General features: G+C 39.1%; 19 protein-coding genes. 11 read left to right on the top strand and 8 right to left on the bottom strand.

The features are described from left to right. Positions 1-175: 175 nt before the first annotated feature. Positions 176-2,221, bottom strand: coding sequence for an ATP-dependent zinc metalloprotease FtsH (gene ftsH / locus CHB66_RS14245; RefSeq protein ID WP_089242086.1), 2,046 nt, complete (start codon positions 2,219-2,221; stop codon positions 176-178). Positions 2,222-2,283: 62 nt separating this feature from the next. Next, complete coding sequence (gene rsfS / locus CHB66_RS14240) at positions 2,284-2,631, bottom strand: ribosome silencing factor (protein ID WP_089242085.1); 348 nt, start codon at positions 2,629-2,631, stop codon at positions 2,284-2,286. Positions 2,632-2,718: 87 nt separating this feature from the next. On the opposite strand from rsfS, the gene CHB66_RS14235 reads away from it, so the two are divergent. Both CHB66_RS14235 and ahcY read left to right on the top strand, forming a co-directional pair. After that, positions 2,719-3,474, top strand: coding sequence for a biotin--[acetyl-CoA-carboxylase] ligase (locus CHB66_RS14235; protein WP_089242084.1), 756 nt, complete (start codon positions 2,719-2,721; stop codon positions 3,472-3,474). An 80-nt stretch (positions 3,475-3,554) separates the two neighbouring features. Then, entirely contained in the window at positions 3,555-4,874 is a 1,320-nt protein-coding gene (gene ahcY, locus CHB66_RS14230; protein ID WP_089242083.1) for an adenosylhomocysteinase, read from the top strand. A 50-nt stretch (positions 4,875-4,924) separates the two neighbouring features. Here ahcY and CHB66_RS14225 read toward each other — a convergent pair whose 3' ends face one another. Continuing rightward, positions 4,925-5,734: an SRPBCC family protein gene (locus CHB66_RS14225; RefSeq protein ID WP_089242082.1), complete on the bottom strand. Its 810-nt coding sequence runs from the start codon at positions 5,732-5,734 to the stop codon at positions 4,925-4,927. A gap of 122 nt (positions 5,735-5,856) precedes the next feature. On the opposite strand from CHB66_RS14225, the gene CHB66_RS14220 reads away from it, so the two are divergent. After that, positions 5,857-6,729, top strand: coding sequence for an SDR family oxidoreductase (locus tag CHB66_RS14220; protein ID WP_089242081.1), 873 nt, complete (start codon positions 5,857-5,859; stop codon positions 6,727-6,729). An 88-nt stretch (positions 6,730-6,817) separates the two neighbouring features. On the opposite strand, the gene CHB66_RS14215 is transcribed toward CHB66_RS14220, so the two are convergent. Together CHB66_RS14215 and CHB66_RS14210 are read right to left on the bottom strand one after the other, a co-directional pair. Further along, positions 6,818-7,777, bottom strand: a complete 960-nt coding sequence (locus CHB66_RS14215; RefSeq protein WP_089242080.1) for a sodium-dependent bicarbonate transport family permease — start codon at positions 7,775-7,777, stop codon at positions 6,818-6,820. Further along, entirely contained in the window at positions 7,774-8,271 is a 498-nt protein-coding gene (locus tag CHB66_RS14210) for a hypothetical protein (RefSeq protein WP_089242079.1), read from the bottom strand. The genes CHB66_RS14215 and CHB66_RS14210 overlap by 4 nt, the downstream gene beginning before the upstream one ends. A 90-nt stretch (positions 8,272-8,361) precedes the next feature. On the opposite strand from CHB66_RS14210, the gene CHB66_RS14205 reads away from it, so the two are divergent. Next, positions 8,362-9,270: a LysR family transcriptional regulator gene (locus tag CHB66_RS14205; protein ID WP_089242078.1), complete on the top strand. Its 909-nt coding sequence runs from the start codon at positions 8,362-8,364 to the stop codon at positions 9,268-9,270. Between the two features lie 5 nt (positions 9,271-9,275). Here CHB66_RS14205 and CHB66_RS14200 read toward each other — a convergent pair whose 3' ends face one another. After that, entirely contained in the window at positions 9,276-9,800 is a 525-nt protein-coding gene (locus CHB66_RS14200; RefSeq protein ID WP_212668465.1) for a hypothetical protein, read from the bottom strand. A 135-nt stretch (positions 9,801-9,935) separates the two neighbouring features. Here CHB66_RS14200 and CHB66_RS14195 point away from each other — a divergent pair, with 135 nt between their 5' ends. The 6 genes from CHB66_RS14195 to CHB66_RS14170 all read left to right on the top strand — a co-directional run bounded on the left by CHB66_RS14195 (position 9,936) and on the right by CHB66_RS14170 (position 19,227). Continuing rightward, entirely contained in the window at positions 9,936-10,316 is a 381-nt protein-coding gene (locus CHB66_RS14195) for an HYC_CC_PP family protein (RefSeq protein WP_089242077.1), read from the top strand. Between the two features lie 267 nt (positions 10,317-10,583). Next, positions 10,584-14,462: an efflux RND transporter permease subunit gene (locus CHB66_RS14190; protein WP_089242076.1), complete on the top strand. Its 3,879-nt coding sequence runs from the start codon at positions 10,584-10,586 to the stop codon at positions 14,460-14,462. Positions 14,463-14,562: 100 nt separating this feature from the next. Next, positions 14,563-14,964 carry a four helix bundle protein gene (locus tag CHB66_RS14185; RefSeq protein ID WP_089242075.1) on the top strand — a complete coding sequence of 134 codons (402 nt, stop codon included), beginning with the start codon at positions 14,563-14,565 and terminating at the stop codon, positions 14,962-14,964. A gap of 148 nt (positions 14,965-15,112) precedes the next feature. After that, on the top strand, positions 15,113-16,549 hold the full coding sequence (locus tag CHB66_RS14180; RefSeq protein ID WP_245812738.1) for a TolC family protein: 1,437 nt from the start codon (positions 15,113-15,115) through the stop codon (positions 16,547-16,549). A gap of 118 nt (positions 16,550-16,667) precedes the next feature. Further along, on the top strand, positions 16,668-18,431 hold the full coding sequence (locus CHB66_RS14175) for an efflux RND transporter periplasmic adaptor subunit (RefSeq protein WP_089242074.1): 1,764 nt from the start codon (positions 16,668-16,670) through the stop codon (positions 18,429-18,431). Between the two features lie 208 nt (positions 18,432-18,639). Continuing rightward, a complete protein-coding gene (locus CHB66_RS14170) occupies positions 18,640-19,227 on the top strand; it encodes a DUF2911 domain-containing protein (protein WP_089242073.1) in 588 nt (195 codons plus the stop codon). On the opposite strand, the gene CHB66_RS14165 is transcribed toward CHB66_RS14170, so the two are convergent. Beyond that, the gene (locus CHB66_RS14165) at positions 19,224-20,252 is read right to left on the bottom strand and encodes a PAS domain-containing protein (protein WP_089242072.1); all 1,029 of its coding nucleotides are present in this window, start codon (positions 20,250-20,252) and stop codon (positions 19,224-19,226) included. The two genes, CHB66_RS14170 and CHB66_RS14165, sit on opposite strands and share 4 nt — an antisense overlap. 122 nt (positions 20,253-20,374) lie before the next feature. Between CHB66_RS14165 and CHB66_RS14160 the strand changes: the two genes are divergently transcribed. After that, positions 20,375-20,974 carry a hydrolase gene (locus tag CHB66_RS14160; protein WP_089242071.1) on the top strand — a complete coding sequence of 200 codons (600 nt, stop codon included), beginning with the start codon at positions 20,375-20,377 and terminating at the stop codon, positions 20,972-20,974. Between the two features lie 83 nt (positions 20,975-21,057). Here the strand turns inward: CHB66_RS14160 and CHB66_RS14155 are convergent, their stop codons facing one another. After that, on the bottom strand, positions 21,058-21,669 hold the full coding sequence (locus CHB66_RS14155) for a DUF4494 domain-containing protein (RefSeq protein ID WP_089242069.1): 612 nt from the start codon (positions 21,667-21,669) through the stop codon (positions 21,058-21,060). Positions 21,670-21,690: the final 21 nt, after the last annotated feature.

Raw genomic sequence — 21,690 nt, 5'->3', positions numbered from 1 at the left:
GTATAAAGCTCATTAGAATCAGTTGTTGACCGTCGACCATTGACGATGATTATCCGCGTGATAATATTTGAAACATTTAGAAACTTATATAATTGCGGATAATCACATTAATTAAACTAAAAAGACCTCGGCGTATACCGAGGTCTTTTTAAATGAAGGTTAATCAGCCCGTAGACTAATCTTTATTTTCTCCTACTTGAGTAGTCTCTTCTATTGATTTTTCAGACGCTGCGGCAGCTTTCTCAGCAGCAGCTTTGTCATTTGCATCTACTTTTCTAGTAAATGCTTCATAAGTAGTTTCTTTACCAAATGGCCTTTTGCCAATTAGTTTTTCCAGGTCTGTTTGGAAAAGAATTTCTTTCTCAAGCAATTCCTTAGCTAATATTTCTAATTCAGGTTTTTTCTCTATCAATAACTTTTTGGTTCTCTCATATGCTTCTGTGATCAACTTTCTCACTTCTTCATCTATGGTCTCAGAAGTTTTCTCAGAGTAAGGCTTTGAAGTTCTGAATTCAGAAGCTTTACTGTCATAAAAAGAGACATTTCCAATTTTATCATTCATCCCGTAAATGGATACTATAGAATAAGCCATTTTGGTGATTCTTTCTAGGTCAGAAAGTGCACCAGTGGAGATTTTGCCAAATATGATCTCTTCTGCTGCTCGTCCACCCAAGGTCATGCACATTTCGTCTATCAATTGCTCCGTCTGATAAAGGAATTGTTCTTTAGGCAAATATTGGGCATAGCCAAGAGCTGCAACACCTCTGGGTACTATGCTCACCTTAACTAAGGGGTCAGCATGTTCCAGGAACCAGCCTGCAACTGCGTGACCTGCTTCATGGTACGCAACGATTTTCTTCTCTTCAGGAGAGATGATTTTGTTTTTCTTTTCCAATCCACCAATCACTCTATCGATTGCATCTTGGAAATCCTGCATATCTACTGCTTCTTTGTTTCTTCTAGCTGCAATCAATGCTGCTTCATTACAAACATTTGCAATCTCAGCTCCTGCAAACCCCGGAGTCTGAGCAGCCAATTTTTTTGCATCTACATCATCGATGGTCTTGATTGGCTTAAGATGAACTTTGAAAATTGCCTCTCTCCCCACAATGTCTGGCTTATCAATACTGATTTGTCTGTCAAATCTTCCTGGTCTCAATAAAGCTGAATCCAATACGTCAGGTCTATTGGTAGCTGCAAGGACGATTACTCCTGTATCGGTTCCAAAACCATCCATTTCGACAAGAAGTGAATTCAATGTGTTTTCTCTTTCATCGTTTGATCCAGGCATTTGACCTTTACCTCTTGATCTACCAATTGCATCGATTTCATCAATAAATATGATACATGGAGCCTTTTCTTTAGCTTGTTTAAAAAGATCCCTAACTCTAGCAGCACCTACACCGACAAACATTTCAACAAAGTCAGAACCTGACAGTGTGAAGAAAGGTACTCCTGCTTCTCCAGCTACAGCTTTGGCAAGTAAGGTTTTACCTGTCCCTGGAGGGCCAACTAGAAGAGCACCTTTCGGAATTTTACCACCTAGCTTTGTGAATTTTGAAGGATTTTTCAAGAATTCTACAATCTCTTGGATTTCTTCTTTTGCTTCATCTAAGCCAGCTACATTGTCAAATGTAATTTTAACCTTGTTCTCCGCATCAAATAGCTGCGCTTTGGATTTACCTACATTGAAAATCTGACCACCCGGTCCACTTGGGCCTGCCATTCTGCGCATCATCACCCAGAAAAGCACAAATAAGAGTATCAAGAATCCAAAACTTGAAAACCAACTTCCCCAAGACTCCTCATTTTTTACATTGTAGCCGATTCTTTGATTTTCAGGAACTTTAGCTTCAAGTTCTTCAAAGTCTGTAGCAAATTTTTCAGCACTTGCGACCTCTACTGAATAATGAGGACCCGCAGGGTTAAAGAAAGGACTATTCCCTTCAAGTTCTGATTTATATCTTTCGTTTTGTAAGGCAGATTCATTGAGAGTAATATCAACCCTGTTTTGATTTCTAATAATCATAACCTTAGCCACGTCATTGGCCAAATACATGTCTTCAAACTTGCTCTTAGTGATATTGATGACATTACTTCTCTGCTGAAACCAGGTCACGCCAATCAATACAACTACAGCCGAGATAATCAACCAAAGTTGAAGATTTGGCTTTTGAGGTGTCTTAGGTATGAATTTTTTGTTTTTATTATTTTCGCTCATCGCTTGGTATTTATTGCAGTATATAACTTTTGTAAAACGAAATCAGGGGTTGAAAGTTCAAATCAATCTATATATGTAAATTCCGCATCCCCCCAAAGTTCTTCCAATCCAAAGAACCCTCTTTGATCTTTCAAAAAAACATGGGCAACTACATTGACATAATCAATCAAGACCCATTGATTGTTGTTTTTACCTTCGACACGCCATGGTTTTTCTTTGTTGGTCTTGATGACTTCTTCTTCTACAGCATCTGATATTGCCTCTACCTGTGTATCTGAATTACCCGAACAAATCACAAAAAAATCTGTCATTGAATTTTTTACATCTCTAAGATCCATCACCACGATGTTGGAAGCTTTTTTTTCTTCCATTCCTTTTACAATAACTTTACTCAGCTCTTCTGCTGTCATATTTTTACTTTAATTTTACTGAATCTTTAATCGTGCTGCTTAGCAGTTTTTAAATATCTCTATTGGAATACAAATTAACTATTAAAAATGTATAAAATCCTTGCCAATACCTTATTTCTGGGGAAAGATGTTTATTATCTGCCAGACTGTCATTCGACCAATCAATTGGCCATGGAAATGCTTAAAGATAAAAAGGTGGCTGAAGGTAGTGTTGTCATCACTGACCATCAGACTAAAGGCAAAGGTCAAAGAGGGAATACTTGGGAAAGTCAAGAAGGTAAAAACCTTACTTTTTCAATTATTCTCATGCCTAGATTTTTAGAGGCTATGGATCAATTTCAACTGAATATGGTGGTTTCTATATCGATTTTAGAGGCACTGGATGGTATTAGCACTGGCTTGAAAGTCAAATGGCCCAATGATATTATCCATGAAGTTGATGGAAAGATTGCAGGGATATTGATTGAGAATATCATTTCTCAAAATAAAATCGAATCTGCTATCATCGGCATAGGGCTGAATGTCAATCAGCGCTATTTTCGAATTGACACTGCCACTTCTTTGTCAAATCTGTCAGGCTTTGACTTTGACAAGCACGTTTTGTTTGAGAAGTTGATTCAAAAACTCGAGTTTTATTACTTGGAATTAAAAAAAGGAAATAAAAAAATAATTAAGGAACAGTACCTTAATAAATTGTATAGATATCAAAAATTGGCGGACTTTGAGGATCAAGTACAATTTAAAGGAAAGATTCTCGGGATAAAAGATGATGGAAGGTTAATTATTGAGAAAGAGACGGGTCTTCAGAACTATTATGCTTTTAAGGAGGTTAAATTCCTGTGATCTCCAAATTTTCTTTTGAGTCAAAAAAGCTGTAATTTTGTGAGTTCTAATTTGAAAATCAATTCATTAAAATAATAAACATGTCCGAAATTAAATCCGACAAATTCATCAAGTATAAGGTGAAAGACATTTCCCTTGCAGAATGGGGAAGAAAAGAAATTAAATTAGCTGAAGCAGAAATGCCAGGCTTAATGGCTTTGAGAGAAGAATATGGGGCTGCTCAGCCTTTGAAAGGGGCTAGAATTGCTGGATGTCTTCACATGACTATTCAAACAGCAGTTTTGATAGAAACTTTGGTAGCTCTTGGAGCTGAAGTGACTTGGTCGTCTTGTAATATTTTTTCTACGCAAGACCATGCAGCAGCGGCCATTGCGGCAGCAGGGATTTCTGTATATGCATGGAAAGGTCTTACTGAGGAGGAATTTGATTGGTGTATTGAGCAGACGATCTTCTTTGGTGAAGATAGACAGCCATTGAATATGATCCTTGACGATGGAGGTGATTTGACTAATATGGTTTTGGATCATTATCCTGAATTAGTATCAGGTATAAAAGGACTTTCTGAAGAGACTACCACTGGTGTTCACAGATTGTATGAAAGAATGAAAAAAGGTACGCTTCCAATGCCTGCTATCAATGTCAATGACTCTGTTACAAAATCTAAGTTTGACAACAAATATGGATGTAAAGAATCTTTGGTAGACGCAATCAGAAGAGCTACTGATGTAATGATGGCAGGTAAAGTAGCCGTTGTAGCTGGTTATGGTGATGTAGGGAAAGGTTCTGCAGCTTCTTTGAGAGGTGCTGGAGCTAGAGTGATCGTGACTGAAATTGATCCGATTTGTGCGCTTCAGGCAGCTATGGATGGTTTTGCTGTTAAGAAAATGGTAGATGCTGTGAAAGAAGCGGACATCGTAGTGACTGCTACAGGAAATAAAGACATCATTTCTGAGCCTCACTTCAGAGCAATGAAAGATAAAGCCATCGTATGTAATATTGGCCACTTTGACAATGAAATTGACATGGCTTGGTTGAACAAGAATTATGGAAAGACAAAGGATGTAATTAAACCTCAGGTGGATCTATATAACATTGATGGTAAAGAAATCATTGTCTTGGCAGAGGGTAGATTGGTGAACTTGGGTTGTGCTACGGGTCACCCATCATTTGTAATGTCTAATTCCTTTACCAATCAGACTTTGGCACAATTAGAACTTTGGACTAATACAGATCAGTACGAGCCAGGAGTATATGTATTGCCGAAGCATTTGGATGAAAAAGTTGCTGCTTTGCACCTTTCTAAATTAGGTGTTGAGTTAGATACACTTTCCGAAGATCAGGCTGAGTATATTGGTGTGACTCCAGAAGGACCATTCAAGCCAGAATATTACAGGTACTAAAAAGTATGAATGTAAGATATTAAAGAAAGCTGGGCAATTGCTCAGCTTTTTTAATAATTAAAAGTCAATAGCCGCCCATCAGAAAGCTGAATATCGACCTTGGAGGCACAAATGTTTTCTATACTAAAAGTCATTCTGTGTGCCAGAGACCTGTCTGGCGTTCTAAAGATTTCCCAAATTTCTTCTCCATCTCTGGCTATTACAAATCCTTCATTTAAACAGTTGATCACATATTGCCTTGGAGCGATTTGAGTCATTTTCAGTGGTCTTCCTGTAAGATTTCTACCTGAAAGATTGCCAATGCTTGTAAAGGACTGTATTCGATTATCCACTTTCAAAAGTTGATGCTCATAGTTTCCATTGATTTTTGTGCTATTATCAAACTGATCTAAAATGACCAATTCTTCAAAGGATTCCATCCAGCTGTTTTGATTATCCCCATTGAAAAAAGAATCAAATACTCGCTCTCCTTGTATTTTGAAGTCATTGACTTGGTAGTCTTCATACCTGAGTAAAACTCTTCGATCTCTTAGGTTAAAGTAGAAAAAGTCTAGGTTAATAACTCCAGCCCTTCTTACCTTTTGGCTTGGACAATTCGGGTCATTCGAAAAAGTTAGTTTGACTTTTTGTTCGGATTCAGATATTTCTATCAATGGACATCCGGGTAATGTATCTGTTAGCGCCTGTTGGTATTCTTCAAAACTGTAAAAAGCATATCTTAAACCTTCTTCCAAAGCAAGAGATGTTCGGAAAAGCTCTCTACCTTCTACTTGTAAATCTGTGGTAATTGCTCTTTCTACATCATTGGAACATGATGCTAATATTGAAGCAAGGGAGAGAAGAAAAATAAGTTTTTTCATGGGTTAGATTTCTACTGCGAATTTAAGGTCTTTAGGGTATAAAAAAAATGATGCCAAAAGGTGAGTGCTTTCTTTCTTTTCCTTGAAGTAATTGATATATTAAATCTTTTAAAAGAAGAAATATGAGCTACACAGAAGGAATGTTAAAAGAAGGTGCCCTAAAGGGCAAAACTATTGTCGTGACCGGAGGAGGGACAGGACTTGGTAAATCCATGGGCTTGTACTTTTTGAAGCTAGGCGCCAATTTAGTAATCACTTCCAGAAAACTAGATGTCTTGCAAGAGACAGCCAAGGAAATGGAAAGGGAAACAGGAGGAAAGGTTTTGGCAGTGGCATGTGATGTTAGGGATATGGAGCAAGTGGAGACTATGTTTGATGAAGCAGATGCCTTGTTTGGTAAAGTGGATGGCGTGCTCAATAATGCGGCAGGTAACTTTATCAGCCCAACCGAGCGCTTATCTACCAACGCATTTAATACGGTGATTGACATTGTACTGAAAGGAACTGCCAATGTAACCATGGTAGCTGGCAAAAGGTGGATTGCAGCCAAGCAACCTGGTACATTTCTTAATATTGTGACTACATATGCATGGACAGGTTCAGGCTATGTAGTCCCAAGTGCTGCTGCCAAGGCAGGAGTACTTGCCATGACTAGGTCACTTGCAGTAGAGTGGGCCAAGTATAAAATTAGATCCAATGCCATAGCACCTGGCCCATTTCCGACAGAGGGAGCATGGAGTCGCTTATTACCTGGTGATTTGGTAAAGAAATTTGATCCTGCCAAGAAGGTTCCTGTGGGAAGGGTAGGAGAGCATCAGGAATTGGCCAATCTAGCGGCTTACTTGATGTCTGATTATTCAGCTTATGTCAATGGAGAGGTAGTGACTATTGATGGAGGGGAGTGGCTTCAAGGTGCAGGCGAATTCAACAATCTAGAAGCAATACCTCAAGAAATGTGGGATATGTTGGAGGCCTCAAGAGGAAAAAAGCAATAAGCCCCAAGCTACTTTGGGGCTATCTGAAAGCAAGATGGAAAATTAGAAGTTTATAAAAATCAGCCTTTCGGCTGATTTTTTTCTATGTCTATAGTCCTGCAATGATATAATAAATTGGAAATCCAACGGTGATATTGATAGGGAATGTCACTGCTAAGGCCATTGGTAGAAAAAGTCCCGGGTTTGCTTTAGGGACAGCAATCTTCATGGCAGCAGGTACGGCGATATAGGATGCTGAGGCTGCTAAGATAGCTAGCATAAAACGATCTCCAGTATTGTTTGTAATTACTTGACTTAGCAAAGCTGTTAAGGAACCATTGATCAAAGGAATGACAATAGCAAATACAACCAATGACTTCCCAGAATCTAAAAATGCCTTGAGTTTTTTACCACTGGAAATACCCATATCAAGTAAGAAAATGGCCAGGAACCCTTTGAAAATATCTGTAGTAAAAGGTTTAATCCCCTCTGCCTCGTGGTCATTGGCTAAGAAGCCTATCAAAAGACTACCCAAAATCATTACCACTGAACCATTGGTGAATGCATGGCTTATGACTTTTTTAAGTTTGACTTCCAAAACATTGGAAGCACCATAAACTTTTATCAATAACATACCAATGATAATTGCAGGGGCTTCCATCAAAGCCATGATGGCAACCATGTAGCCGCTGAATGCTACCTCTTGAATTTCCAAAAAGGTTACAGCTGTGACAAACGTGACAGCACTGACAGATCCATAAGCAGCGGCGATTGCTCCTGCATTTTCGACACCTACCTTTTTTCTGATAATAAAAAAAGTATATAGAGGAATTGCAGAGGCTATAAAAATCCCAAATAGCACAGCCCAGATTATCGTAAATTCAAACTCGCTATGGGCTAGCTCTTGTCCCCCTTTGAAGCCAATAGAAAACAGGAGATAAAGAGAAATAAACTTGGAGGAATTTGGAGGAATCTCTAAGTCACTTTTGAGGCGTACAGCTATAATTCCTAATATAAAAAAAAGTAAGGCAGGATTGGTGAGGTTATCAATTAGTAGTTGGATATTCATACGAATTTGATAGATTCATTTAGTTTGAAAGTTGAAATTTTGCTTTCACCAGGGTCTATTATACTTCCCTTCACGGTTATCCCATAGTTAGAAATGCTTTGGCTAAGTATTGGGTTTTCAAAAAGATTTTCTGCAACAGTCTTGATCATGGCTTGTGCAAGAAGCACTTTTCGATCAAAGTCCGATTTCAGAGTTTTGAGTTCGTAAAAATTATCTATATACAAATTTTGATATATTTTTTGTACGGGATATTCTCCTTCAAAATCCTCTTCTAAAGCTTCTTTTAAAAATCTACATGAGGTGTTTTGAACCAGAAAGAATTGATCAATTTGATTATTAATAAGAATTCTATTTAGCTCTACGCAGAAGTTGAGATCATCAAAACTCAAAAAACCACCCATTCCTGTCATAAAGAAAGCGTTTTGATTTAGCTCTTTTTTGATGATTTGCTCACTATTGCTAAAAGGGCAAATAAGAAAAAGATTGTTTTTCATAACCTCTCTTTTTTTTTTACGTTGCAAATTTGAAATGTTTTGAATATATATTTTTATTTATATTATTAATCTCTGACATAAATATAAGTTATGAATTATACACTTCATCAGTTGATGATCTTTCAAAAGATCACAGAAACTAGCAGCATTACAAAGGCTGCGGAGGAATTACATTTGACTCAGCCTGCTGTTTCGATCCAATTGCGGAACCTTCAAGAGCAATTTGATATCCCCTTGACTGAAGTGGTCGGTAGAAGGTTGGTAGTTACAGATTTTGGATGGGAAATAGCAGCAGCAACTGAGAAAATTATTCAGGAGGTACAAGGTATCAATTATAAAACAGCGGCATTTAAAGGGTTGATGTCTGGAAAACTTAAGATTTCTGTAGTATCAACAGGAAAGTATGTGATGCCATATTTCTTAGCAGGTTTTTTAAAAGAGCATCCTGAAGTTGATCTTAAATTAGATGTAACCAATAAAGCCAAGGTACTTGAAAGCTTATCTGCTAATGAAGTTGATTTTGCTTTGGTGTCCATTCTTCCTGACACTATTAATGTAGAAGGGGTTGAGTTGATGCCAAATCAACTTTGCCTGGTTGCCAGTAAAGATTTTGATTTGACAAAAAAAGTATTCGACGAACAAGTTTTTGAGGATATTACATTGATTTATAGGGAAGAAGGATCTGGTACCAGATTGTCCATGGAGCGCTACCTCAATGAACGAAAAGTGGCAGTAAGAAAAAAGATAGTGCTTACCTCAAATGAAGCTGTCAAACAAGCAGTTTTGGCTGGGATGGGTTGCTCTATTATGCCTTTAATCGGAATTAAGAATGAACTAAAGTCTGGTGAGTTAAAAGTTGTACCAGTGAAAGGATTACCATTAGTGACCCAATGGAATCTAATTTATCTCAAAGGAAGGAAATTTTCTCCTGTGGGTAAACTCTATTTGGATTATTTAGAACAACATAAGAGTGATTTGATTGAAAAGAACTTCTCTTGAAAATGCTACTTATCTTCTTTGAAAACTGGTGATTTCTTAAATGGAAGCATAATACTATTGTCCCAATTAGCGATCACTTTTTGGATATTGAACTCATTTAAAGAGGAGGTTTCTACAATATACCATTTAGAATTACTCTCAGTACCAACTGCTATTAAGTGACTCTCAGTTGTGACAGTTCCTCCTGGTACTTTACTGATTGTAACTGTCGGAATTAGAACATGAGTTTCTGATTTAGTTTTAGTTTGTTCAATTTCCTCTTTGATTTTGAATTCTTGTAAAAGAATTCCTTTTGATCTTTGATTATTATGAATTTTAGAAAGAGCTGTCATCATCCTATCTCGTCCCCCTGCCTGATCAATCAAGTCAGGAAGTGTTAAGTTGATCAGTGTTTCAAAATCGTCACACATTTTAGCGGTGAAATAAGCCTCAGTTGCATCTATTGCTCCTTGATCGACCTGTGCTTTAGTAGTTTGGATGACTAATGCACTTGTTATAAAGAATATTATGAATTGTAATGGTGTTTTCATACGCAGTAAAGTGATTTATCGTCTAAATATATTTAAAATAGGGCAATACAAAAATCTATACATTATTAATTCAAACAAAAATTCTATACATTTACTTACCAAAACCTTCTTACATTTGTAGCGTATCTATCCACCGTGAAGTCTTTTATAAAAATAGCGCTCCTGGTATTCTATGTGTTTTTCAACGCAGGGTTGAGCTATTCCATGCATTATTGCGGTGGTGATTTCCAAAGGGTTAACGTTTTTGCAGAATACAAAACATGTTGTGAGGACACTACCCCTATGCAAGGCTGCTGTGATGATGTTTCCAATTTGGAACTTCCGAATACTGAACAGCAACTCTCTACAGTTTTGAATTTTCAGCCTTTTGGCTTTGATCATGTAGTTCCCGCCCTTAAAGTAGAATTGTCCATAATAATCAACGGCGTTACAGAGAGAACAGCTTTTGCTGATTCCTCATCTCCGATATTACACAATACCCCGATTTATATTTTTTGTCAGGTATTCCTGATATGATTTTTTACCCTATCTAGAAAGGGGTTGCCACGAAGGCACCAAGGCACAAAGATTCAATTAGATTTCTTGTAATTTGTAGATCCAATTCGAAGACCTGTCAGGTTTTTAAAAACTGACAGGTCTAGCCCAGATCTTTCCGTAATTTCTCCTCTTTAACAAAACAAAGTTTTGTTTTGGGATCCAATATCTAACAATATCCAATCCCGATAAAATCGGGATAAATATCCATAAGTATCCACCGCCAAGATTAGCTCAAAGGATGAACCTATGTTAAATAATATCATTAAATTCTTTCTTGAAAATAAACTGGTCACTGTAATTCTCTTGGTCCTTGTAGTGGCTTGGGGGATAGTGACGGCTCCATTCAACTGGAACACTGGCTTCCTGCCCAACGACCCTGTACCAGTAGATGCCATTCCAGATATCGGGGAAAACCAGCAGATCGTCTTTACCGATTGGATGGGACGTTCTCCTCAGGATGTCGAAGATCAGATTACCTATCCTTTGACTACTTCACTACTTGGTATGCCTGGGGTGAAATCCATCCGAAGCACTTCTATGTTTGGCTTTTCTTCCATCTATATCATCTTCGAAGAGGAAATAGAGTTTTACTGGAGCCGGTCAAGGATTCTGGAAAAACTCAACTCTTTGCCATCAGGGCTCCTTCCCGAGGGTGTTCAACCCAAACTTGGACCGGATGCAACCGGATTGGGACAGGTGTACTTTTACACGCTTGAAGGCAGAGATGAAAATGGGAATCCGGCAGGTGGATGGGACCTGCACGAACTCAGAAGTATCCAGGATTATTATGTGAGATATGGTCTCGCAGGCACAGAAGGTGTCGCAGAAGTGGCCAGCATCGGCGGTCATGTGAAGGAATACCAAGTTGACCTCGATCCTGTAGCCATGAAAGCCCACAATGTCTCCATGATGCAGGTAATGAACGCCATCAAGCAATCCAATCTGGACATTGGTGCCAATACCATGGAAATCAATCAGGTGGAGTTTATCGTCCGAGGACTAGGCTATGTGAAATCCTTAGAAGACATTGAGAAAGCTGTGGTAAAGGTGAGCAACAACGTTCCCTTGCGCATCAAAGACATCGCCAAAGTCAACATCGGGCCTGCAAGCCGTGCTGAAAGAGCAATATTGGACAAAGGAGGTGCGGAAGCAGTCGGTGGGGTAGTGGTGGCCCGATACGGAGACAATCCTTTACAAGTCATCGATGCCATCAAAGCCAAAATCGACGAGATCTCTCCAGGTCTTCCTACCAAAACACTGGAAGATGGTACGGTTTCTAAAGTGACCATAGTGCCTTTTTATGATCGTTCGGGTCTGATAAAAGAAACCTTGAGCACCCTCAATGAAGCCATCAGTCTTCAAATCCTGATTACCATCATTGTGATCATGGTGATGGTGTATAACCTCAGGGCTTCCCTCTTGATTTCTGCACTTTTGCCTTTGGCTGTTTTGATGTGCTTTATCATGATGAAGTATGTAGGGGTGGATGCCAATATTGTAGCGCTGTCGGGTATCGCCATTGCTATAGGAACCATGGTGGATTTGGGGATTATTCTGAATGAAAATATTCTCCGCCATCTCGAAGAATCAGGGGATAAAAAAACCAAACTTCAGGTCATCTATGAAGCAACTACTGAAGTGAGTTCGGCAATCCTGACTGCAGTGATGACTACGATTGTGAGTTTCTTACCTGTATTTACCCTTCAGGCAGCGGAAGGCAAACTTTTTGGTCCTTTGGCTTACACCAAGACTTTCGCTTTGATAGCGGCTTTGATTTTTACCTTGGTATTTATGCCAGCCTTTGCCCATTGGGTATTCGGAGCCAAAGTCAAATCTAAAAATTATAGAACCATCCTCAATTTCCTGATGGCTTTTGCTGGCTTGATTTTGTTGTTCTATTTCCCTTGGGCAGGATGGGTTTTGTTGGCCTTTGCAGCCAATCAATTGATCCATCATTTCTTTCCAAAGCAGATACAAAACGGGAAATATAAAAATCAGATAGCCATGTTGATTGCTGTCGTGGCTGTTTCCGTTTTACTGGCTTTTGAATGGAGGCCATTAGGACTGACGCAATCAGTATTTGTGAATTTTCTTTTCATTGCCTTAGTCTTGGGTTTGGTTTTGGGACTTTTCTCTTTATTTATCCGCTTCTATGCCCACATGTTGAAATGGTGCCTGGAGCATGCGAGGGTATTTCTTTTGCTTCCTGCATTGATCATTCTCTTTGCTGCAAATGTCTGGTTAGGGTTCAATAGCATTTTTGGCTTTGTCGCCAAGGGTTTTGATCAAGTAGGCTGGAATATACGGACTACTTCTGTATGGTCTGGACTTACACATGCACTTCCGGGGATGGGCAAAGAATTTATGCCTGCATTGAACGAGGGGTCTTTTCTATTGATGCCGACTTCCATGCCACATTCAGGAGTGGAGGCCAATATGCAGATTGTCAAGCAACTGGATATGCTGGTGCAGGCGATTCCAGAAGTGGAAATGGTGGTTGGAAAAGCTGGAAGAGCAGAGAGCCCATTGGATCCTGCGCCTATGTCCATGTACGAAAACATCATCAATTACAAAACCGAGTACCTGCAAGATGATGATGCCCGCAAACTCAGGTTCAAGGTCAATAGAGACGGTAATTATCAGGTACTGGTCAATGATAAATACTGGTGGTATGATCGTAGCGATGGTGCTATTTGGGATGATGACGAGAATTACATGGAAGAAGCCCAAAGGAGGACTGTATCTCGGAATATTTCCAAATACTTGGTTCCCGATGACAGAAGAGGACAGTATTTCCGTCAGTGGAGGGATGAAATCCGAACGCCGGATGATATCTGGGATGAAATACAAATCCGTACTTCAAACCTTCCTGGAGTAACTTCTGCGCCAAAGTTGCAGCCTATCGAAACCCGATTGGTGATGTTGCAGACAGGTATGCGAGCGCCAATGGGCATGAAAGTCTATGGGCCAGATTTGGAGACAATTGAGAATTTCAGTCTCAAACTGGAATCACTGCTCAAAGAAGTGCCTTCTGTCAAAGCTGAGGCCGTATTTGCTGACCGGTCCTTGGGGAAGCCATATATGGAAATCGATCTGGACAGGACCCAATTGGGCAGGTACGGGCTGAATATTGCCGATGTGCAGGAATTTATAGAAGTGGCTATTGGAGGTATGACGCTAAGTACCACGGTAGAAGGAAGGGAGCGATATGCTATCCGGGCCAGGTATGCCAGGGAGTACAGGGACGATCCGGAGGCTTTGAGACGAATTTTGGTCAGCACACCCACAGGTGCTCAGATTCCTTTGGGTCAATTGGCAGAAATCAACTACCGTCCAGGTCCGATGATGATTCGAGGCGAAAATACCTTCTTGGTGGGCTATGTCCTGTTTGATAAAAGAGATGGTTTTGCCGAAGGAACCGTAGTGGATAATGCCAAGGATTTTATTATACAGAAGATAAATTCTGGAGAATTGGAAGTGCCGGCAGGAGTTTCCTATACCTTCTCTGGAAGCTACGAAAACCAGATCCGTGCTGAAAAGCGACTAGCGATCGTTATTCCTCTTTCATTAGCGGTGATCTTCTTGATCCTGTACTTGCAGTTTAGGTCTACTGCCATGGTCTTGATGATTTTCTCAGCCATAGCCATGGCCTTTTCGGGAGGTTTTCTGATGCTTTGGTTATATGGTCAAGGTTGGTTCTTTGATTTCAGTTTCATGGGAACCAACATGCGGGAGCTCTTTCAAATGCGGACATTCAACCTTTCTGTGGCAGTTTGGGTAGGTTTCATTGCCCTCTTTGGTATTGCCACAGATGACGGGGTAGTGATGGGGACATACTTGAAGCAAAGTTTTGAAAGAATCCAGCCTGAGAATGTCAAGGAAGTCCGAAAAGCAGTTTTGGAAGCTGGCCTGAAAAGAGTAAGGCCCTGTCTGATGACCTCAGCTACTACTTTATTGGCTCTATTGCCAGTTCTCACGAGTTCAGGAAGAGGTTCTGACATCATGATCCCAATGGCAATTCCAGCTTTTGGGGGGATGACCGTAGCTTTAATATCTCTGTTTATTGTTCCGGTGCTTTATGGGAAATATCAGGAAATAAAGTTGAAATATGCTGAAGCGAAATAAAGTAGAAATATACTTTGTGAAATAAGATTGAAATATGCCTTCGGCGAAATATACTTCGTGAAATATAGTTGAAATATGCTGGTGCGAAACTTAAAGAAATATGGAGGATAAAAAGAAATTTATTCCATTAAAAGATCTGGAGATTTATCAATTATCTCGAAAACTTTCCGCTATAGCTTGGAAGATTTATAGTCGACTTTCTTACCAAGATAAAAAGGTTTGGGGTGATCAAATGTTGGAATCTGTTGACTCTGTGGGGGCTAACATTACAGAGGGGTACGGGAGGTACCATTATTTGGAGAAGATGCGTTTCTATTTTATTGCAAGAGCTTCTTTGTCTGAAGGTAAGGAGCATTGGTTAGATCTTGGATTTGAAAGAGGGAAAGTTACTACTGAGGAATGGGATGAAATCTGTCAAATTCATAAACCACTTCAGATTAAATTAAATAATACAATTTCAAAAACCTACGATTCAAAAAGAGGAGGAAATAATGAAAGATAAAAATAGTTCAATCTCAGAGCTTGGTCAAGTTCAATTTAAATTGAGAAAAATGCTAAGGCATATATCCACTATATTTCCTTTATATTTCAATTTATTCCCAAAGAAAATTAATGCGTTCCAAAGCTTTAAATTGTTAAATAAAGGTTGGATGCTAAATGTTATATCTACCATATTTCTATTTATTTCAACCATATTTCTATCCAATTCCCAATCCCTAAATCAATATCTCGAAGAAGCTGCTGAGAACAATCCTGCCCTCCAAGCTTCATTTAAAGGATATCAGGCTTCTTTGGAAAAAACAAATCAAGTCACCCTTGAAAACCCTCAATTAAACATTGGAGTCTTCACAAGGCCAATGGAGTTGTTGATGGGGAATCAGCGGGCAGAGGCTTCGGTGATGCAGATGTTTCCATGGTTTGGGATGTTGAAAACGCAAAAGGATGAAGCAACGCTAATGGCAGAAGCCAAATACGAGGAATTCAGGCAGCAAAGGAATATACTGCTCTTTCAGGTAAAAGAAACCTATTTTCTAATACAACAATTGCAGAACACCATTGATATTACCGAATCTAATTTGCAAATATTGAAGTCTTTGGAGGAATTGGCCATCATTCGCTACCAAGGTGGAAATACATCGGAAGCGGTATCATCGGTATCATCTGCAGTCCAAAGTCCTTCCAGGAGAAGTCAGGAAGGAAGTGATAATGGAATGGGCATGGGTGGAGGATCTAGCAGTTCTTCGGGAATGAATCAATCTTCCGGAAATGGTTCTTCGATGTCCAGTATGGGTTCAGGGTCTGGATCAGGAAAGTTGACGGATGTGCTTAGACTGCAAGTGCAGATCAAGGCTTTGGAAAGTGATTTACAACAGTTGGAGGTAGATAAAAGGCCGTTAATGGTTCGCTTCAACCAACTTTTGGGCAGGGACAAAAACGAGCCGGTAAACATTGAAACAGATGTTTCTACCCAAAAAGAAATGGGTTGGGAAATATCCATGTTGGAAAATATTTTGGAAACCAACCCCGTGTTGCTGATGCTGGAAAAAGAAGGATTGGTATACCAAAAGCAAGGAGAAATGGCCAAATTAGAAGGTAAACCCATGTTTGGACTAGGGTTAAATTATATGATGTTTTCTCCAAGGCCTGAATCAGGTATGATTGGTGGAGGTAATGGTATGGATTATATGCCGGCCGGAATGGGAAACAATATGGTCATGCCTATGGCAACCGTATCCTTGCCGATTTACCGTAAAAAATACAAGGCCATGGAAGCCGAATCCAAGCTTTATTGGGAAGCTAACGAAAGACAGAAAGAAGACCTGCAAAGAAACCTGGAAACTGAGTTCGAAACTATTCTAGTCTCTATCAAAGATGCCGACAGAAAAATCAAACTATTGGAAGAACAAATTGAAATCACGGAGCAAACCATGGAACTATCAGTGACATCATATGCCACTGAGGGTAGTTCATTCGAGGAAATACTCAGCATTCAACGTGAACTCCTGGACTTCCGGTTGAATTTGCTGAATACGAAAATTGAAAGGGAAATTCAGTTTGCTAGGGTTGAAACGTTAATAGGGATTTGAAATGATATTGTTGGAGATTAAATGATACTCATTGATACTAATTGATATTGAGATATTGGGAGTTAGTATCCAATATCTATTAATAAAATGAATTAATGCTAGATTTTCAAACAAGATAATGAACAAGAATAAACAAATATTAATCGTAATCCTCGGCTGCCTATTCTTTGGCGCTGTAGTGGGTTGGTTGGTCCGTGGGGGAGGGGAAGAACATCCTGACCACGAGCATACGCATATTGACGAAAACGGTGTCGAATATACTTGTTCCATGCACCCTCAGATCCGTCAAAATGAACCTGGACAATGTCCGCTTTGTGGGATGGCACTTACTCCAGTCAGCAATAAAAAGAGCGGAGAATCCAGTCCTTTTGTGCTGGAAATAACTCCTGAAGCCGTCGCGCTCTCCAATGTACAGACGACGAGGGTCAAGTCAGGGTCGGGTTCAGGAAAACTCACCCTGAGCGGAAAAATCCAAGCCAACGAGCAACGTGTAAAAAGTCTTACAGCCAATTATGCAGGGAGAGTGGATCAGTTGTTTATCAACTTTACTGGGCAGGAAGTTCAGCACGGACAAAAGTTGGCCACACTTTACTCTCCAGAATTGGTCAATGCCCAAAAGGAACTTTTGGAAACAGCCAAAATCAAGGATAGGCAACCAGCACTTTATGAAGCCACCAAAGAGAAATTGAGGTTGTGGAAGATTTCAGAAGAGCAGATTGTTGCGATAGAAAGTTCGGGGCAGGTTCAGACACAGTTTGATGTCTTTGCTGATGTAGCTGGGGTAGTGACAGCCAGAAATATTTCGGTTGGGGATTTTGTAAGTAGAGGATCCGCCCTTTTTGAAATAGTGGACTTGAGTAATGTTTGGGTCATGTTGGATGCTTATGAATCTGATTTGGGAGCGATCCGCAAAGGGGATGATTTGAGTTTCTCGGTGTCGGCCTATCCAGGAAAGGAATTCAAAGCCAAAGTTACTTACATCGATCCGGTGTTGAATCCAGATACCCGAACAGTGGGAATCAGGGCAGAAGCGGTTAATCGGAACTTTGAACTGAAGCCAGAGATGTTTGTATCAGCCAATATTTCCACTTCTCAGGCAGGTCAGTCTGGCTTGATGATTCCCAAGACAGCGATTCTTTGGACAGGACCTAGATCAGTGGTGTATGTACAAGTTGGAAACAAAGAAGCACCTGCATTTGAAATGCGGGAGATTGAAATCGGAGCTAGGGTTGGAGATGACTACTTGGTCTTGTCTGGCGTAGAGGAAGGTGAGCAAATTGTCAGTAATGGAGTTTTTGCCATTGATGCGGCAGCCCAATTGAGCGGAAATTACAGCATGATGACACGATCTGAAGTGAAGACCTTGGATACACCGGAAGCATTCAGGAAGCAATTGACTGCCTTTGTTGAAAGCTATTTGCCTATCAAGGATGCTTTGGTAAAAACAGATGCAAAAGCCACTCAGAATACCATTTCCCCTGCAAAGTCAACTTTATCAAAAGTTGACATGAAGTTGCTAGATAGCAAAGCCCATGATATCTGGATGGATTTGTTGAGACCTATCCAAAGCAGTTTGGATAAAATCACTCAGACTTCAGATGTGGAAGAGCAAAGGAAGCATTTTGAAACCTTGTCTGATAATTTGATCGAAGCTGTCGAATATTTCGGCGTTGTTGAAGATACCATTTACAGGCAATATTGTCCCATGGCCTTTAAAGACCAAGGTGCTTACTGGTTAAGCAGTGAAAAGGAAATCCGAAATCCATACTTTGGTGATATGATGTTGACTTGCGGTGAAGTAAAGGAAACATATCAGCCAGGGAAAAGAGTGACTTCTTCTTCTAACAATAAGCCTGAGGTGCAGGTCGGGCATCAGCATTAAAAAGGATACTCTTTGATATTTGTTGATATTAGGATATTCGTCCGATAAAATATTGGGAACCTTCAATAATCAAAAAAATAGTAGTTGATAGGGTTAAGATATTGATTGATATTCATGGATACTTTGATATTGAGTCTTATGCAATATCCTAATATCTAAATATCAACTAATATTTATATAATTAAAAAGTGTATTTAAACTGAAAAACATGAAAAATAAAATAATCATCGCCGCTCTATTATTATCCATCTCCTGTACTTCCAACAAGACTGAGGAGAAGGAAGCTAATGCAAATGAACATGCTCAGCATGACCACAGCGCCCATTCAGGTACCTCCAATTCCAAAAGTCCGAGGACTGCGGCCATGGTCAATATCGGTTCTAACCATGTGCATATTGATTATTCTGCCCCTAGTGTAAGAGGAAGACAGATCTTTGGAGGCTTAGTTGCTTTTGGTGAAGTATGGGTGACTGGGGCACATTCGGCTACCAGTATTTCTTTCAATGAAGATCTTGAGGTTGAGGGGGAAGTGATACCGGCAGGGAAATATGCACTATTTACTATTCCGGAAAAAGACAGCTGGATAGTGATTCTCAATACCAACTTCGAACAGCATCTAGCTGATGATTATAATGAAGCTGAGGACGTGGCAAGGTTTACAATTCCATTACTGGTACTGGAAGAAGCAGAAGAGCAACTGAAATTTGAAGTAGTAAGTAAGGAAGACAAAAAAGGAGAAATTGTATTCAAATGGGAGAATAGAGGTTTTATATTGAATGTGAGATTAGCCAATTAATCATTATTTTCTAGATTCCTTTGATTCAATGAACTAGAAGAGTGAATGCTATCTTGCAATGCCTTATCTAGTTTGAAAGCTTCTTCCTTTAATAGAGCTAAGAGTTCTGGGAGTTCCTCAGGACTCTTTTTTGGCTGCATAACTTCTAGTATACCCATGATGTTAGCCAACTTAGAACGCATGAGATGAGATTGATTGAAAGTAAGTTCTTTGAGAAATTGACTTTGTTTTTCTAAAATTGCTTCTGATTTCTTTTTTTCAGAGATATCAAAAAAGCAACCAACCATATTGACAGGCTTTCCATTATTATTCCATTTGATCACCTTTCCATAAGCAATTACCCAAATTTCTTTCCCTAATAAGGTTCTTACTCGCATTTCACTGTGGAAAGGGATTTTTCCATAACTGGTAAAATGGTCTTCCAACTGTTGGAGTACTTTATTCTTGTCTTGGGAATAAATATGTCTTTGCCACTTTACTTCTGCTTTTCCTTCGACTTCATAATCGTAGCCAAGCATATATTTGAGAGATACACTTAGTTGATCCTTTTGGTTTTCAATGTCCCATAACCAAAACCCAATCAAATTATCTTCAAATAGTCCTTCCATAATTTCATTTTTGATTTGATGCTCATAGATGAAATTTGGAAATTCTATAGTCTTTTCATTATTCTTTAATATATCATGACCTATTCCAGATACATCGATTTTCCCTTCGATATCAATTTCAATAGTAAACTCCCATCTTGTCCAATGAAAATCAGACCCATCTGATTTCATCTTTCTTAGGTCTAATTTGAAATTTCTTTGACCAGTTTCTAATGCATTTTTGAGTAAATTTTGATAATTTGAAAAATCCTTTGGGAAAAGAATTTCTTCAAAACTCTGACCAATTAATGAATTGGGAAAAAGAGTAAGCTGTGACTTAAGATTTGGGTTTGCATTTTGCAAAACACCATCTTGATCTAATTGAATAAAATAAAAATAATTGGATGCAAAGATCATATTTTGGTCAATTGCTGTCATAAGCGGCTAAGTTATGGGTCAAAAGTAATAATTAAAATTACAAAATACACAACAAAAGACAAAATAAATATTATGAAATACATTAATATGTATTTAAAATAAATAATTTGAATTTTACCAAGATGGAATTAACTCACCCACTAAATAGGACTGAATTTGGGTCTCCTGATAATCTAGGAAACCTTATGTCAGAGCATCAGGCAATGGATCTTTTAAGAGATTGGGTCAAAAACGAGAAGTTGCTATTTCACATGCAACAAGTTGGTCATTTGTTGAAAAAATTTGCAGAATCTAAAGCCTTAGAGCAGGAAGAAAGACATATGTGGCACCTATCAGGACTCTTACATGATGCTGACTGGGATCAATGGCCAGATGAGCATTGTAAGAAAATCATTGAAGAACTGGAAGCAAGAAATCAGGACCCAAGGATGATAAAAGCTATTGCTTCTCATGGCCCAAGGTATTTTGGTGTAGATCCTGTTTCTGAGCTAGATAAAATGCTATATGCTTTTGATGAATTGTCAGGCTTTGTTCATGCATATTCATTGATGCGCCCACAAGGGTATGATGGAATGGAAATCAAAGGAGTCAAAAAGCGATTGAAGGACAAGAGTTTTGCAGCACAAGTCAGTAGAGACGATATCAGTGATGCTTCTCAAAGAGCTGGGATTCCAGTGGAGGATTTAATCCAATTTGTAATAGATAATCAATTGAGAGCTTAGGAATGTGATATTAAGGTAGTGAAAAGTCAAAGGCTAACTCTTGATACAGGGTTAGCCTTTGACTTTAAATTTTGAATTAAGTCTTATTCTTCTTTCAAATCACCTTCGGTCTCCTTTGATTTATATTGGATCAAATCAGCTACCTCTTCGTCTGTATCTTCTACAGGTAGATTTGTTCTTCTAATTTCCTCTCTTCTCTCTTGATCAGCCTTTACTTCACTTAAAGGTTTGAGATTGGCTGCTGGAGGAGGGAGTAATTCTTCATCATCTTTTTCGAAAGGAAATACTTCCACTATTGGGCTTTCTGTAATTTCAGGAACTCTGAATGAAACTAACATATTATCTAAGCTTTCATAGATACGATCGTATGCTTCTTTGACATCATGTGCAGTCACTAACATAAACTGGGTGACTTTTTTTTCTTTTCCACTATCGGCGTCTGTAATGATATAAGTGATTTTACACTTATGCCATACATCGATGTCTTCAAAGAAAAACACATCAACGATGTTACTCTTACTGATATTGGTTACCTGAAAATCCCCTCGGATGACGGAACCTAGCATATCATAGATCCTAGCTTCAGCCTCTGTAAATGATACAGCATCTACCAAATATTGCTCTGAAACATTTTTCAATAAGCCTTCTTCGTTTTCTTTGGCGTATTTTACTTTACACAGGAACCAAACTCTCATAATATTTTAATTTTATGCCTG

This window comes from Belliella buryatensis, assembly GCF_900188245.1.
Lineage (GTDB): Bacteria > Bacteroidota > Bacteroidia > Cytophagales > Cyclobacteriaceae > Belliella > Belliella buryatensis.
The sequence above is the reverse complement of the archived record's forward strand: the minus strand, read 5'-3'. Positions and strand labels throughout refer to the sequence as shown.